Source organism: Roseovarius aestuarii (assembly GCF_019966515.1).
Taxonomy (GTDB): domain Bacteria; phylum Pseudomonadota; class Alphaproteobacteria; order Rhodobacterales; family Rhodobacteraceae; genus Roseovarius; species Roseovarius aestuarii.
In genome coordinates this window covers 62,746-77,093 of sequence record NZ_JAIMIB010000021.1, presented here as the reverse complement: position 1 = coordinate 77,093, position 14,348 = coordinate 62,746, and the positions used below count along the sequence as shown (strand labels likewise).

Here is a 14,348-nt window from a genome sequence, read left to right as displayed (position 1 = left end):
TTTCCTAGCAGTGATACACAACTGCACTATGGCGCATTGCGACGCCGGGGGAGCAGGAGCTATCCACCCCATCGGGTATGGGCCGGCCCCGCAGGTTGCCCCAATGTAGCAACAAAAGCCGCTCCCGTCGCATCTCAGCAACGCTTCAGTTTTGTCAGGAAACCAATTCGTTTGATAGGATCGGGATCAGAGACAGACGTTTCTTGCGATACATTGAGGCTGGCATTCCAACATATCGCCGGAAGGCATTTCGGAAGCTTGACGTTTCGGTGTAGCCAACTTCGTCAGCGATCTCTTCAATGGGCATGTCGGTGGTCTCCAGCATCTGCTTGGCCTCTTCGATCCTCAGGGTCTGGATGTAGTCCACCGGCGTTTGTCCGGTCGCCTTGCGAAACCGGCGCAGCAGGCTGCGTTCCGTCAACCCACACCTTTCTGCCATCGCGGCGACTGGAGAAGCCAAGGCGTAATTATCCGCCGCCCAGACCTGCGCCTCGGCAACCAGCCCATCTTCGTGCTGGGCCCCGGCCAGCAACGAGGCATAGTGCAATTGCCCCTCGCTATGGGGTTGCAACAAATATACCTTGGCGATGCGTCTTGCCTCTTCGTGCCCCGCAATTCGACCAACCAGATACAGCACCAGATCGCCCCAGGCTGATGCCCCACCTGCGGTCACAATCCGATGCCCTTCGCCCGCGGGGATCAGAATTCTTTCGCGCTGCATTCTGATTTCGGGAAATCGCTGTGCGATAACGTCGCAAAAACTCCAGTGGCTTGTGGCCTCAAGGCCGTTCAGGAGGCCAGTCGCCGCCAGCAACAAAGCGCCTGAACATACTGATGTCACCATCGCGCCACCTGCGTGGGCTTGAACCAGCCATGGGGCCAGCTTGGCAAAATCGTCGGGTAGCGGCGTGTTCGGCGCAAAGTGCAGATCGGGGATGATGACAAGGTCCGGCTGCCCGAAATCCTTCAGGCGTCCGTCCGGTGTGATCCGCCGGCCATTGATATCGTTGTAGGGCTTACCGTCCAGCGTGAGCAGTGCTGGCTCAAAAACCGGCGGCTTAGGCTGCGTCCCGTGCAGCATTTCCCAATCACGGCCAACCGATGCCAATGCATCAAGGATGCAGAACACGGTTGAGGTTCCCGCACATGGTATGGCCACGACCGCGGTTCGACAGATGGGTGTGGTCGATTTCAAAGGCATGTCCGATATTCACCGTTTTGGTCATTTATCGGCATATCACGACTCACAGGCTTGCGGCAATACCAGCGCAGGACGGACGCATGTGCGCCGCGACACGAAAAACTACCAAACCACGTAAACGGAGATAAAAATGACACGTAGAAAATTGCCCCATGAAACCAGCCAGCTTTTCCTGACAGATGCCGGGTTCGAAACATGGCTGTTGTTCAAAAAGGGGTTCGACATGCCTTGCTTCGCGGCCTACCCACTGTCGCAACTTGCCGATGGCCGCGCTGCAATCGAAGAGTATTTCAGACCGATTTTTGACCTTGCCCGCAAGAACAATACTGGTCTTGTCCTTGATACAAACACGTGGCGCGCCAATCCCGACTGGGGTCGGGAACTTGGGCACGATCTGGAGCACCTGAACGCCGTTAACGCGGACGCTGTCACATCGGCCATGACCATGCGGCGCGACTTTGGCCAGGGGCTGAACGTGCTTATCAACGGTGTTATCGGCCCGCGCGGTGACGGCTATGACCCCAAGACGATCATGAGCGTCGAAGAAGCGCATAAATATCATGGTTTTCAGATTGCGACCTTCGTCAAAAGCGGCGTTGACATGGTTTCCGCGCTCACAATCACCAACATCCCCGAGGCGATCGGCGTTGCCAATGCTGCGGCAGAGGCCGGTGTGCCCTGCGTCATCAGTTTCACGCTGGAAACCGACGGATGTTTGCCGACCGGAGAGACTCTCGGTGATGCAATTACGCAGGTTGATGCACAGGCCACGGCAAAGCCAGCCTACTTCATGATCAACTGTGCGCACCCGGATCACTTCGCCGGCATGCTTCCGAAAGATGCGGATTGGACCCGGCGTATTGTTGGTGTTCGGGCGAATGCGTCACGCATGTCTCATGCCGAGCTTGATTGTTGCGAAACCCTTGATGATGGCGACCCTGTAGAGCTTGGCGCTCAGTACCAAAGCCTGCGCCAGATGCTTCCGAACCTGAAAGTATTCGGTGGCTGCTGTGGCACAGACCACAGGCACCTTTCACAAATCTGCAAATCGATAGCCGCCTAGCCTCGCATTTTAAGGATGTAACCATGAAACCGAACCAAGCTAAAAATGCCATCGTTATCGGCGCAGGATTGTCCGGCCTTGCCGCGGCAAAGGAACTGCGCGCACGGGGCGTTCCTGTCACTGTCCTGGAGGCCTCCGATCAGGTCGCGACCCCCTGGCGCATGCGCCACCCCCGGCTACGCCTGAATAGCCATCGCCGGCTTTCCCGACTTCCCCGTTCTCATATGATCCGCGACAAGGATACATATCTGCGCCGGAACGCCGTGGTTGGATATCTGACCGAATATGCCGCCAGATCGGGCGTGCCGATCCGGCTCAACACGCGCGTCACCGCTGTGAAGCGTCAGGAGGGTGGCTGGTATGTGCAGACGAACAACGGCGAATTTCACTGCTCTGACCTGGTCGTGGCGACCGGACGGGAGCGTCTGAAGTCCATGCCGATCTGGCCCGGCATGGACGAATTTGGCGGCGCGGTACTCCACTCTGCCGACTTTGCCGACCCTAGCGAATATGACGGTAAAAAGGTTTTGGTTATTGGCGCGGGTAACTCAGGCACAGATATCCTGAACCATCTGTCGCGCAGCGATCCCGCGCAGGTCTGGGTGTCGGTCCGACACGGACCCGCGATCCTGCCAACACGGGTGCTGGGTTTCCCGCTTCATCGCCTTGCGAACCTGTTCGCTCACCTGCCGAAATGGTCACTGGACCCGATATTCGCTGTCATGCAGCGGGTATTCTTTGGGGACCTGCGCAGCTATGGATTGCGCCGCCATGCTTTGGGTGGTGGTTCACGGATGCTAAAAGATGGTGTGACATTCGCCCTGGATGACGGGTTTGTCGCGGCTCTAAAATCCGGTCGCTTTGAAGCGGTTGAAGAGACCGTGGGCTTCACGGCCAGCGCGGTCGAATTGTCCAATGGCCGCAAGATCTGCCCGGATGTAGTGATTTGCGCCACTGGCTACCGGCCCGGCCTGGACGATCTGTTCAACCACCTCGGCGCGCTCGACAGCAAGGGCTACCCGCTTCACCCGATGGGCCAGAAAGATACGCGCAATCCAGGACTTTGGTTTACTGGCTATGGTGTGATCTTCCAGGGTTTCTTTTACGCGGCGGGCATAAGTGCCAGGCGTATTGCGACCAGCATAGTCTCACAGGTTTCCTTGGTTGAGGGCGTTCAAACCCGGCCCCATTCGACCAGAGCCAACACGCGGCAAACACTGACCTTGAATGGAGCGGACCAATGACTGCTATCGAACATGGGCAAAACGCAATTGGACATCATGCAATTCGTCAGCGGGCCGCACAGGTGCGTCACCGGTGGGCAGAATATCGGCGCTACGCAAAAGAGCGTCGAGCCATTGCCCATTTGTCAGACCGAATGCTGCGCGACATCGGCGCGGAAAACCATATCCATTCGAAGCATGAGAAAACACTCACCGCCTCACGTCTCTTGGCGATAAGCCGTTTCCAACCTTAGGAAATTCAAAATGAAACTCATCCAAATGGACCACGACGCGCAAGGTGGATCGCTTTTTTCTGATTGCACGTGGGTTCTTGGGGAAGGGAGCTTTATCTGTGTCGCCCTGAGCCTGATGGGCAAAGAAGAGTTCGATTCCGACCTGATCAACGAGCGCGTCACCAGCTTTGACGATGACGCAGCTATGGATGCGGTGCGTGCTGCCGATGAACAACTGAAACCCACTTGAGAGCATTGAAAGGAGCATACCATGCCGACATTTTATGTCCCAATCTGGCCACTTATTTCCGCAGTCGTTCTGGCCCTTATCGTGAAAACCTTTGTACGCGAACTGCGACAAGCCGAGAAAGAGGGAAAGAAGGTTGTCTGACCAATAGGCCGAGTCCTTACATCTCGGTCAAGCGCTGAAGGCAGGGACCTAATGCGCTACTAATTGTATAGCAACTCATATCAACCTTGCGCGTTAACAACCCAGGCATGAAATGCCGAAAGCAGCCATTGGGGCGCTCGCGGCAATTTGGTGCTTTGTCCGCAAAGAGACACTTGATCCTCAACCAAACATGCCTGCCTCATGGGCAAGCTTGACCGAGGGGCGGGCCTGCATGGCGACGCGGAAAGCAAGGATCTTGGGGAAGGCGCTGACATCGACGCCGTCGCCTTCGAGCCAGGAACAAACCGTATAGAGATATGGGTCCGCGATGGTCAGCGTCTCGCCCATCACGAAAGGGCCGGCGAGGGCGTTTTCCTCGATGAACCGGCAGCTCTCGGTCATGGTCTGGGGTACCTTGGCGGTCATGTTGGCGCGGGCGCTTTCGTCATCCGCCCAGCGGTGGCCGCGCATTTTATGGGCGTGGTTCACATGCATGGTCGAGGCCAGATAATACATCACCGAGCGCATCTGCGCCGCCTGCCACGGATCGGACGGCACAAGGCCCTTATCCGGTGCCAGCGTGGCGATGTAATCCAGGATCGCGCCGGTTTCGGTTAGGATGCCCTGATCGGTGATCAGCGCCGGCACCCTGCCTTTGGGGTTGATGGCGTGATAGTCGGGCTTGGTCTGTTCCCCGGACGCGAAATCGAGCCGCAGCGCGTCGAACGCTATCTCCGCTTCGTGCAGGGCAATCACCGAGGCGATCGAGATCGTGTTGGGCGCATAGTAGAGTTTCATCGATACGGGTCCTTTTGGCGAGTCAGACGAAGGTGCGGGCATGGGCGCGATCAGGTGCGTCCAGATGGGGCGTGGCGTTGAACGTGCCCAGCATCAGTTGATCATGCACGAAATGCAGCCGGTGCAGAGAACTGTTCATGATCTGCAGCATGATCCGCGAGACAGCGCCATTGTCCAGGGCCAGAATGTGGCGCACCACCATGCCAATCACCCCTCCCGAGGTGACCAGAAGCACCCGGCCATGGGCGCCGCAAAGCTCTTCGATCAGGGTGATGATCCGGGTGGTGAAACTGTCAAAACGCTCGGGGATGCCGTCGAGCAGATCGCGCTGCCAATGGTCCATCAGCACCGGCAGGTGATGCACATAATCACTCACGCTTTGCGGATAGGGGGTGCCATGCTGGCTCTCCAACGCCTCGGCCATGGGGAAATATTGCAGCTCGTTCAGTCGCTTATCCTGATTGGTGATCTCATAACCCATGGCGCGGGCGGTGTCAGCTTGTCGGTTCAGCGTTCCGGTGATCACGTGATCGAAATGCGGGTTGGTGCGGCGCATATGTTCACCCAGCCAGGTCGCCTGCTGGCGGCCCAGATCCGAGAGCCGGTCATAGCTGGCTTCGTCCTTGGCATGGGAATTGGCCTGCCCGTGTCGGACAAGGATGATTTCGGTCACTGTATGGGTCCTGCGTTCGGTTTCCGAAGATAAGCGTAGCGCCGGGTGCGGGCAGAGGAAAGCCGATGGATGCCGATTTTTATCAGCTGCCCACGGGAACGGACGACGTCGGAGCTGCCTCAGGCCGGTGCGGGTTGTCTGGTCTCGCGCCGGGGCAATGTTTCGGGCGCGGGTGTCGCGGTGTATTCCACGTCCTGTTCAATCAGGCGCAGCTCGGCCTGCAACTCGGCCTCGTCGGCGGGAGAGAGGACATAATCAGTGTCGTTGTCAGACGCAGGGTCTGAGCCGTCTGTAAACAGGTTTTCGCGCCGACCGTCGCCATTGAAATAGCATCTGATCTGCTCGCAGGCCTGTTGCTCCAGTTTTCCGGTGTTGACTATCTCGGGGTCGCCCGGATCGATTGGCAGGCAGACATATTCCACCAGGCGGCTGCGCAGCGGCTGTTTTTGAAACGCGTGGTCGTGCAGGGTAAATTCGACCAGAACCGCACTGCTGAGAAGGTGGCCGCCATTTGCGCTCCAATGATGCAGGATTTTAACCTTGTGACAGTCGATATGCATCAGATTTGCTCCCTGGTGCCGCAAACAGTTAGATTATCGCGCATAGCGAGAAATTATCAACCTATGCGAGAATTTAGTGATTCGATAGCCCGGCGTTATAGCAATCGCGACTCGCCGGTTCCCACGCCGATCGAGGTGGCGACATTCGGCCGTCAACATCTGACAAAGGTTTGGCGGGAAAAGCTGTGGGCTCGGCAGCTTGATCATGGCTATGGCGCAAAAAAGTGGGGAGGTGTCGGGATTGGCGGGGTCCCATTTCCTGCGGCATGGTCTAAGGTGCTGCGAACAAGGAGTTATGCCCATGTCCGAGACGATCAAATTCACCCTTGATGGCAAGGAAGTCGAGGCTGAGAAGGGCCAGACAATCTGGGACGTGGCGCATGGCCGCGGGCTAGTGATCCCGCATCTGTGCCACAAGCCCGCACCGGGCTATCGACCGGACGGAAACTGCCGGGCTTGCATGGTCGAGGTCGAGGGCGAACGCACGCTCATCGCGTCGTGCATCCGCGAAGCGACAGACGGCATGGTGGTCACGACGAACTCCGCTCGCGCTGAAAACGCGCGCAAGATGGTGGTCGAAATGCTATTGGCGGATCAGCCCGAGCGTGAGGCGTCGCATGACAAATCCTCGCATCTGTGGGACATGGCCGAGGCCAATGGTGTCACGGAAAGCCGTTTTCCCAAGCTGGAAGAGGGGCGCATCCCGCTGCTGGATGACAGCCACGTGGCGATGAGCGTTAATCTGGACGCTTGCATTCAGTGCGGTCTCTGCGTGCGCGCCTGCCGCGAGGTGCAGGTCAATGACGTGATCGGCATGGCGGGACGGGGCCATGACAGCTATCCGACCTTCGATTTCGCCGATCCGATGGGCGCGAGCACCTGCGTGGCCTGCGGCGAATGTGTGCAGGCCTGTCCGACGGGCGCGCTGATGCCGTCAAGCGTCGTGGATGACGCCCAGGTGGGGGACAGTAAGGATTACGACAGCGAGGTCGAAAGCGTCTGCGCCTTCTGCGGCGTTGGCTGTCAGATCAGCATCAAGGTTAAGGATGGTAAGGTCAAATATGTCGAAGGCATCAATGGCCCTGCAAACGAAGGCCGTCTCTGCGTCAAGGGCCGGTTTGGTTATGACTATATCCACCATCAGCACCGCCTGACCAAGCCGCTGATCCGCCGCGAAGTTGCACCGGAGAAGGGGCTGAACGTCAACCCGGACAACTGGCAGGAGTTTTTCCGCGAGGCGAGCTGGGATGAGGCGCTGGATTTCGCCGCCGGTGGCTTGAAGGGTCGTGGGCGCGAAGTGGCGGGTTTCGGCTCGGCCAAATGCACCAACGAAGAGGCGTATCTGTTCCAGAAATTCATCCGTCAGGGTTTTGGTCATAACAACGTGGACCACTGTACGCGGCTCTGCCATGCGTCCTCGGTCGCGGCATTGATCGAAAATGTGGGTTCCGGCGCGGTCACGGCCACGTTCAACGAGATCGAAAACGCCGATGTGGCGATTGCCATCGGCTGCAACCCGATCGAAAACCACCCTGTTGCCGCGACATATTTCAAGCAGTTCACAAAGCGCGGCGGTAAGCTGATCGTGATGGACCCGCGCGGCGTGGGGCTGCGCCGGTTCGCAACTCATATGCTGCAATTCCGCCCCGGTGCCGATGTCAGTATGCTCAACGCGATCATGCACACGATCGTCGAGGAAGGCCTTTACGATCAGCAATATATCGACGCCTATACCGAGAATTGGGAAGCGGAAAAGGCGCACCTGGCCGATTTCGCCCCCGAGAAGATGGAAGATATCTGTGGCATCCCGGCGGAAACCCTGCGCCAGGTCGCGCGCGACTTTGCCGCCGCAAAATCAGGCATGATCTTCTGGGGGATGGGCGTCAGCCAGCATATTCACGGCACGGATAATTCACGCTGCCTGATCAGCCTTGCCCTTATGTGCGGTCAGGTGGGTCGCCCCGGCACCGGGCTGCACCCGCTGCGCGGCCAGAACAACGTGCAGGGGGCATCGGATGCGGGGCTTATCCCTATGTTCCTGCCGGATTATCAGACGGTGACTGATGATGGCGTGCGCTCGGCTTTCACCGATGTCTGGGGGACCGGTGATTTCTCGAACGAGAAGGGCCTGACCGTGACCGAGATCATGGATGCGGTGCATGACGATCAGATCAAGGCGATGTATATCCTGGGCGAAAACCCGGCCATGTCTGACCCGGATGTGGAACACGCTCGTGATGCGTTGGCCAAGCTCGACCATCTGGTGGTGCAGGATATCTTCATCACCGAAACGGCCAACTATGCCGATGTGATCCTGCCCGCCTCGGCGCTTTATGAAAAATCCGGCACGGTGTCGAATACCAACCGGCAGGTGCAGATGCTGCGGCCTGCGGTGCCTCCCCCGGGTGAGGCGAAAGAGGACTGGCTGATCGAGGTCGAGCTGGCCAAGCGCTGCGGTCTGAACTGGACCTACACGCATCCCAGTGAAGTTTTTGCCGAGATGGCGATCAACATGCGCTCGCTTGACAATATCACCTGGGAACGGCTGGAGAATACCGCGGTGACCTATCCCAGCCTCAGCCCAGAAGATCCCGGTCAGGCGGTGGTGTTCGGCGACGGTTTCCCACGCCCCGAGGGCCGCGCGCGGTTTACCCCGGCCAGCGTGATAGCGCCGGACGATCCGCCCGATGCCGAGTATCCGATGGTCCTGACCACCGGGCGGCAGCTGGAACACTGGCATACCGGGTCGATGACGCGGCGCGCAACTGTGCTTGATGCGGTAGAGCCCGAGGCCAACTGCTCGATGCATCCGAGCACCCTGCGCAAGTTGGGGGTGGAGCCGGGCGATCATGTACGCCTGACTACCAAACGCGGCAGCATCGAGATCATGGCCCGCGCCGACCGTGCGATTGCCCCTGACATGGTGTTCCTGCCCTTTGCCTATGTCGAAGCGGCGGCCAACATCCTGACCAACCCGGCGGTCGACCCCTACGGCAAGATCCCCGAGTTCAAGTTTTCGGCGGTGAAGGTCGAAGCGGCAGAACAGGGCGCGGTTGCCGCCGAGTAGGCTTGTTCTGGAAGGGCGTTTATCTGAATGAGTGCGCGCTCCGCGCACGCTTGATATCTCGTCGTCCGGCTCCGCCATCCTCCTCGGGGCGCTTGAGGCGAAGTGACGCGAAGCTTCAGCCGCGTTGTGCGATCAGTTCGAAAAATTTCTCGTGATCATTGGAGTGCGGTTAGGGCGTGGGCGGGATGGGTTTTGCCAGTAAAGCGCAGAGCGGTGCTCACCCTTCGCTGGCCTGTGATGGGACGAGCAATCTGTCCGGCGAAATAGTGTCTTTGACGGCGGTCTCATGGGCGCAGAAAGCCGCGATTGCACCAGCTTCGTCGGTGCGACCGCCCCGCGATCGACCAATGCAGATACGTTCGCACATCTCTGGCCATTCGCGCTGTGGCTCGGGCCGTTGACCCCGGGCCGGTATGCCCGGGACCATTCGCTTTGCGCGTCCTAGAAATCCTGAGGATTACCCTTGATCAGCATGCCGTTGCCATCGATTTTGTCGTCTTTATACATCACCATGGATGGACCATCGAGAGTGATACCAAAACAGCGATCATCCTGACCGTAGTTGAAGCACATCACCCCGTCTTCTGTGCGCCACTTGCCGGTATAGTCCACACCGCGGATGGTTCCGTCTGCCGCATAATATTCGCTGAAGCCGGACCCGCCGGCGCTCATCGAGCCCTGGTAGGTGTGATCCGAGACGGCATCGGCGATTTCCTGAGCTGTGGGCATGTCACCGGCCAGAAGCGGCGATGCGCAAAGTGTTATGGCCATCGCGGCGGTGGCTTTCAGGATGGGGGTTGAAAATTTCATTTTTCAGTCTCCTGTTGTTGTCGGTCTGTTATCAGTGTGCGGAGTTTTGCCCCTGTGATTTTGCAATTCAATGTATGATAATCGTCGTTGTACCTGCGAAAATGCAGGCCTATGTGAGTTGGCGCAAGCAGGGGGACATCTCCATGATAGACTGGGACCATTGGCGCACCATCTTGGCGGTGTTCCGGACGGGAACCTATACCGGCGCGGCGCGGATGCTGCGACTGGATGCCACTACCGTCGGTCGCCGGGTCAAATCGCTGGAGCAGCGTTTGGGGCACCGGTTGTTCATTCGCGATGGCGACCGGTTTTACCCGACCAAGGAATGCGAACCCTTGCTAGCGCATGTCGAGGCGGCGGCGGAGGCTTTGCGCGACGCCGAGCAGGCCAATCCGATGCCGGATCACGGTGCGATCTGGCGAGACATGCGGATGACGGCGCCGCCCTTTCTTATCTCGTACCTTTTTGCGCCGGCAGTCGGTCGTCTTAGTGCGCGCCGCCGTATCCGGGTCGAGCTGGTCGGTACCGCCAGCAAGGCCGGGCTGCAACGACGCGAGGCTGATATCGCGCTCAGGATCGAGGACCGACCGGGTGAAATTCGTGACCACGATCCAAGGATAGAGGCCGAACAGGTCGGAGAGATACCTTATGCGGTCTATCGCCCCGCATCGGAGCCGGACGATGATCTGCCCTGGGCCGGTTTGATGCCCAGGCATGTGCGCACTTCGGGCGAAGAGGTGATGATGAACCTTGCAGGCGAGCATGGGTTCAGATTCCGTGTGCAGCAATTCGATGCGCTTTGCGAAATCGTGGCGGGCGGCGCAGCGCGGGCGATGCTGCCTCGGTTCATCGGGGAGCGAGATGAGCGGCTGGCGGTGGCGTCACAAGTTGTTCTGCGCCAGCCGTTGTGGATGCTTTATCACCAGCAAGACGGGGCTGTACCGCATTTGAAAATCGCCCGGGCATGGATTGACGAAGTGGTTCAGGAGGGGCTGTAGGCTCAACAGGCCCTAACGCCAGCGGACATCACCCAGAAAGATGTAGCCCGCACCGTATATCGTCTTGATCAGGCGGGGGTTTTTGGGGTCTTCGCGTAGCTTGGTGCGAAGCCGTGAGATACGAACATCCATCGCGCGATCAAAACTCTCACCCGCGCCACCGCCAAGCGCCTCTTGCATTGCCTGCCGGGAAATCAGCCGTTTGGGCCGGTCGAGAAACAGCCGCAGCACCTCGCCCTCGGCATGCGAAAACGGCGTTTCCTGCCCCTGATCGTCTTCCAGCACGTAGCTGTTGAAATGGGCGGTCCAACCTTCGAAGGTCGCTGTGTCGCCGGTCTGGCGCGCCGGTGTATCGCGGCGAAGGCGGGCGCGGATGCGGGCCACGACCTCGGCAGGGTCGAATGGTTTGATGATATAGTCATCGGCCCCGAGTTCCAGTCCGGTCACCCGGTCCTGAACCTGCGCGCGGCCGGAGATGATGATCACCGTTGCGCCCTGTTCCAGCGCCAGGCGATGCACCAGTGTCAGCCCGTCACGATCCGGCAGCGACAGATCCACCAGGCAGACATCCGGGGTCACCGATTTCAGCGAAGCCTCGAATTCGGTCGCGCGGCCGAAGGTAAGGGTGCGAAACCCGGCCTCTTCCAGCGTATCGGCCAGCAGGGTGCGAATGGCCGGTTCATCGTCGAGAATGGTGACAAGCGGCGCGGTCATGGCTGTGTTTCCTGGCTTAGAAAGTCGGCGAGTTGGGCGGCGGTAAAGGGCTTGCGCAGGACCGGCGCAAGATCCAGAGCGCGCTTGTGCAGCGGATCATCGGGCGGCAGCGATGTCATCAGAAAGGCCGGGCAATGGCCGGTAGGCAAGGCGGCCATCAGGTCAAGCCCTGTCTGATCCCCTTCAAGCGTAATGTCGGATAAAAGCGCTGAAATTTGAGGAAGTTCCGGCAACAATGCCAACGCCTCAACCACGCTGGTAGCCTCAACCACCGCATGACCGGCATCGCGCAGCATATCGCGGATGGTCATGCGCAGATCGGGGCTGTCTTCGACCAGCAGGATCATGCCGGGGGGCAGGGAAGCCGCGGCGGGGCGCAACGGTAATTGCAGCGTGACGCGCGCGCCCTGATCGGTGTTGCCCAGATCAATGCGCCCGCCTGCCAGCTTGGTCATGTCATAGACCATGCCCAAACCCAGTCCCGAGCCTTCGCCGCCCTTGGTGGTAAAGAAGGGTTCAAGCGCGCGTGCCAGAGCCTGCTCGGAAAATCCCGGCCCGGTATCGGTAACAGTGAATTCCAGCCAGGTGTCTTTGACGGTCCTCAAGCTCAGGGTGATCGTACCAGTGTCGCCGCAGGCATCACGGGCGTTGAGCACCAGGTTAAGCAGTGAATCCTGTAACATGCCGCCGTCCAGCAGGTAGGCCCCCGGCCCCGCATGGTTGTCAGTGCGGAAACGGACACCTGTGGGCAGGGTAGAGCGCGCGAGCGGTTCGAGATCGTTCAAAAACGCGCCTAGATCAGTGGGGGTTGGCGTGTGTTCCCGGTGGCCGGTCATGTCGGCAATGCGATTGAGCAGGCTGCCGCCGCGCCGGGCGGCCGAAAGTGTGGCAGTGATCCATTCACCTGCTTCGTCGGACAGATCCATGCGTTGCAATTTCGATTGCATGCCCAGGATGATGGTCAGGAGGTTAGAGAAATCATGCGCCAATCCGCTGGTCATCTGCGCAGCCAACTCGCGACGGCGGGTCTGTTGCAACGCAGCGCGGGTCTGGGCCTCTTCGGTGATGTCCATCGACAGGATATAGATGCCTTGCGCCCCATCAGGCGTAAAGGCGGCGCGAATGCGGCGCGAGCTGAGGTGATGGGTGAACTCAAACACCGAAGGTGTTCCCGCAAAAGCATTTTCCAGCTGGGTGTTGATAGCCTGAAAGGCCTCGGTGCCCATCGCCTCTTCCACAGTTAGCCCGATGATTTCGGACAGGCTACCGGGCATGACCGAGCTGAGCCGCCGGTTGGAATAAGTGTAGCGCCGGTCGGGGCCGACATGGGCGATATGGGCGGGCATCATCTCTGTCGTCAGCCGGGTTCGCGCCTCGGACGCGGTTAACTGGCGTTTGACCTCTTCCAGCGCGATGATCGTCGCTTCAAGCTGGCGGTTGGTGGTGGTGAGTTCCTCGGAATAACCCGAGAGCTGATCCGAGAGTTCCTCGGACCGGGCACGCAGCAGCGCCTCTTGTCGCTTGGTTCGGGTAATGTCGGTATAAACGGTGACCCAGCCACCCTCGGGCAGGGGCGAGCCTTCAACGCTGATGGTGTGGCCATTGGCGCGGGGCCGTTCCATGTAATGCGGCTCAAATGCGCGGGCCTGTTCGACACGGGTGCGGATGAAGGCGTCGATATCGTCGATTTCGCCATGCTCTCCGCGCTCGGCAAGATATCGGATCGTGTCTTCGAATCTGGCGCCGGGGGTCACAAGGTGATCGGGCAGATCGAACATTTCCTGAAAGCGACGGTTGCAGACGGCTAGCTTGAGGTCACTGTCATAGATCGACAGGGCCTGCTGAATCAGGTTCAGGCCCGCCGTGGTCATGGTGCTGGTATCAGCCATGACGCACCGCCCAGTCCAGCGCATCCTCAAGCCGGTCGTCGCCCCAGAACAACTCGCCGTCAACGGTGAAGCTTGGCGCGCCGAAAATGCCGTGCCGGATGGCGTCTTCGGTAGCGGCGCGCAGGGCGAGCTTATTCTCATCGCTTTGGGATTGCGCGATAATATCGCCCGGAAGTCGCGCGGCGCTGGCACAGGCGGCGATCACGTCCAGGTCTGAAATTTCCAGCCGCTCCGAGAATTGCGCTAGGTAGACATTGTGGCAAAAGGCAATCATCTCAGGGCCTTCAGGGGCCGCCTGCGCCACGCGTGCAGCAAGCAGGCTGTTCTGCGGAAATGGATCGGGGCGGTGGATGCTGAGGCCAAGCTTGCCGGCCCGCCGCTCCATATCACGCCACATGTAGTTGCCTTTTGCTGCGTAGATGTTGAATGGCGAAGTATCCCAACCCTGGGCGGCAAAAATCGGCCCCAGAAGGAAAGGTCGCCAACGTACCGTGACGCCCGCTTTCGCCGCAAGGCCGGGCAAGCGCAACGCGCTGAGATAGGAGTAGGTCGAGGCAAATTCGAACCAGAAATCGATCTGCATCGGGCCGCTCCTTTGTCACCGGAAATCTTCTGTGGGCCTCAATGTTTCCGGGTGCAAGAGGCGCATGTCAAGGGTGCGGTCCGGCTTGTTACAATTCGTAAGGATTGGGAAATGTTCAGGAAAAAGTTGACCTCGATGCTGAAAC

At 59.2% G+C, this 14,348-nt stretch carries 16 protein-coding genes; 8 read left to right on the top strand and 8 right to left on the bottom strand.

The genetic code is table 11. The annotated features are described in order from the left end of the window. Window positions 1–154 precede the first annotated feature (154 nt). Entirely contained in the window at window positions 155–1,129 is a 975-nt protein-coding gene (locus LC334_RS19760; protein WP_223413089.1) for a GlxA family transcriptional regulator, read from the bottom strand. Between the two features lie 22 nt (window positions 1,130–1,151). Between LC334_RS19760 and LC334_RS19755 the strand changes: the two genes are divergently transcribed. The 6 genes from LC334_RS19755 to LC334_RS19730 are packed head-to-tail and all read left to right on the top strand — an operon-like array spanning window position 1,152 to window position 4,111. After that, a complete protein-coding gene (locus LC334_RS19755) occupies window positions 1,152–1,319 on the top strand; it encodes a hypothetical protein (RefSeq protein WP_223413088.1) in 168 nt (55 codons plus the stop codon). Window positions 1,320–1,331: 12 nt separating this feature from the next. Then, window positions 1,332–2,264, top strand: coding sequence for a homocysteine S-methyltransferase family protein (locus LC334_RS19750; RefSeq protein ID WP_085802095.1), 933 nt, complete (start codon window positions 1,332–1,334; stop codon window positions 2,262–2,264). 23 nt (window positions 2,265–2,287) lie between these two features. Next, window positions 2,288–3,508: a flavin-containing monooxygenase gene (locus LC334_RS19745; RefSeq protein WP_085802094.1), complete on the top strand. Its 1,221-nt coding sequence runs from the start codon at window positions 2,288–2,290 to the stop codon at window positions 3,506–3,508. Then, window positions 3,505–3,741, top strand: coding sequence for a DUF1127 domain-containing protein (locus LC334_RS19740; protein WP_085802093.1), 237 nt, complete (start codon window positions 3,505–3,507; stop codon window positions 3,739–3,741). Before LC334_RS19745 ends, LC334_RS19740 begins: the two co-directional genes overlap by 4 nt. Before the next feature lie 10 nt (window positions 3,742–3,751). Next, on the top strand, window positions 3,752–3,970 hold the full coding sequence (locus LC334_RS19735; RefSeq protein WP_085802092.1) for a hypothetical protein: 219 nt from the start codon (window positions 3,752–3,754) through the stop codon (window positions 3,968–3,970). A 21-nt stretch (window positions 3,971–3,991) separates the two neighbouring features. Continuing rightward, window positions 3,992–4,111 carry a putative transporter small subunit gene (locus LC334_RS19730; RefSeq protein WP_217809132.1) on the top strand — a complete coding sequence of 40 codons (120 nt, stop codon included), beginning with the start codon at window positions 3,992–3,994 and terminating at the stop codon, window positions 4,109–4,111. Window positions 4,112–4,291: 180 nt separating this feature from the next. On the opposite strand, the gene LC334_RS19725 is transcribed toward LC334_RS19730, so the two are convergent. The 3 genes from LC334_RS19725 to LC334_RS19715 form a co-directional block, all read right to left on the bottom strand. Further along, window positions 4,292–4,909 carry a glutathione S-transferase family protein gene (locus LC334_RS19725; RefSeq protein ID WP_085802091.1) on the bottom strand — a complete coding sequence of 206 codons (618 nt, stop codon included), beginning with the start codon at window positions 4,907–4,909 and terminating at the stop codon, window positions 4,292–4,294. A 22-nt stretch (window positions 4,910–4,931) separates the two neighbouring features. Next, window positions 4,932–5,582, bottom strand: coding sequence for a histidine phosphatase family protein (locus LC334_RS19720; RefSeq protein WP_085802090.1), 651 nt, complete (start codon window positions 5,580–5,582; stop codon window positions 4,932–4,934). Between the two features lie 119 nt (window positions 5,583–5,701). Further along, window positions 5,702–6,142: a hypothetical protein gene (locus LC334_RS19715; protein ID WP_085802089.1), complete on the bottom strand. Its 441-nt coding sequence runs from the start codon at window positions 6,140–6,142 to the stop codon at window positions 5,702–5,704. Between the two features lie 301 nt (window positions 6,143–6,443). Here LC334_RS19715 and fdhF point away from each other — a divergent pair, with 301 nt between their 5' ends. Beyond that, window positions 6,444–9,209: a formate dehydrogenase subunit alpha gene (gene fdhF, locus LC334_RS19710; RefSeq protein ID WP_085802088.1), complete on the top strand. Its 2,766-nt coding sequence runs from the start codon at window positions 6,444–6,446 to the stop codon at window positions 9,207–9,209. Between the two features lie 441 nt (window positions 9,210–9,650). On the opposite strand, the gene LC334_RS19705 is transcribed toward fdhF, so the two are convergent. Beyond that, window positions 9,651–10,019 carry a hypothetical protein gene (locus tag LC334_RS19705; protein WP_139836514.1) on the bottom strand — a complete coding sequence of 123 codons (369 nt, stop codon included), beginning with the start codon at window positions 10,017–10,019 and terminating at the stop codon, window positions 9,651–9,653. A gap of 143 nt (window positions 10,020–10,162) precedes the next feature. Between LC334_RS19705 and LC334_RS19700 the strand changes: the two genes are divergently transcribed. After that, window positions 10,163–11,017 (top strand): LysR family transcriptional regulator, encoded by an 855-nt coding sequence (locus tag LC334_RS19700; RefSeq protein ID WP_176237766.1) that lies wholly within the window; start codon window positions 10,163–10,165, stop codon window positions 11,015–11,017. Between the two features lie 12 nt (window positions 11,018–11,029). Here LC334_RS19700 and LC334_RS19695 read toward each other — a convergent pair whose 3' ends face one another. From LC334_RS19695 to LC334_RS19685, 3 genes are read right to left on the bottom strand one after another with little or no spacing between them, the layout of a single operon-like run. Next, a complete protein-coding gene (locus LC334_RS19695; RefSeq protein ID WP_085802085.1) occupies window positions 11,030–11,731 on the bottom strand; it encodes a response regulator transcription factor in 702 nt (233 codons plus the stop codon). Beyond that, on the bottom strand, window positions 11,728–13,620 hold the full coding sequence (locus tag LC334_RS19690) for a hybrid sensor histidine kinase/response regulator (RefSeq protein ID WP_085802084.1): 1,893 nt from the start codon (window positions 13,618–13,620) through the stop codon (window positions 11,728–11,730). Before LC334_RS19690 ends, LC334_RS19695 begins: the two co-directional genes overlap by 4 nt. Beyond that, complete coding sequence (locus tag LC334_RS19685; RefSeq protein WP_085802083.1) at window positions 13,613–14,203, bottom strand: 2-hydroxychromene-2-carboxylate isomerase; 591 nt, start codon at window positions 14,201–14,203, stop codon at window positions 13,613–13,615. Before LC334_RS19685 ends, LC334_RS19690 begins: the two co-directional genes overlap by 8 nt. Window positions 14,204–14,348 lie beyond the last annotated feature (145 nt).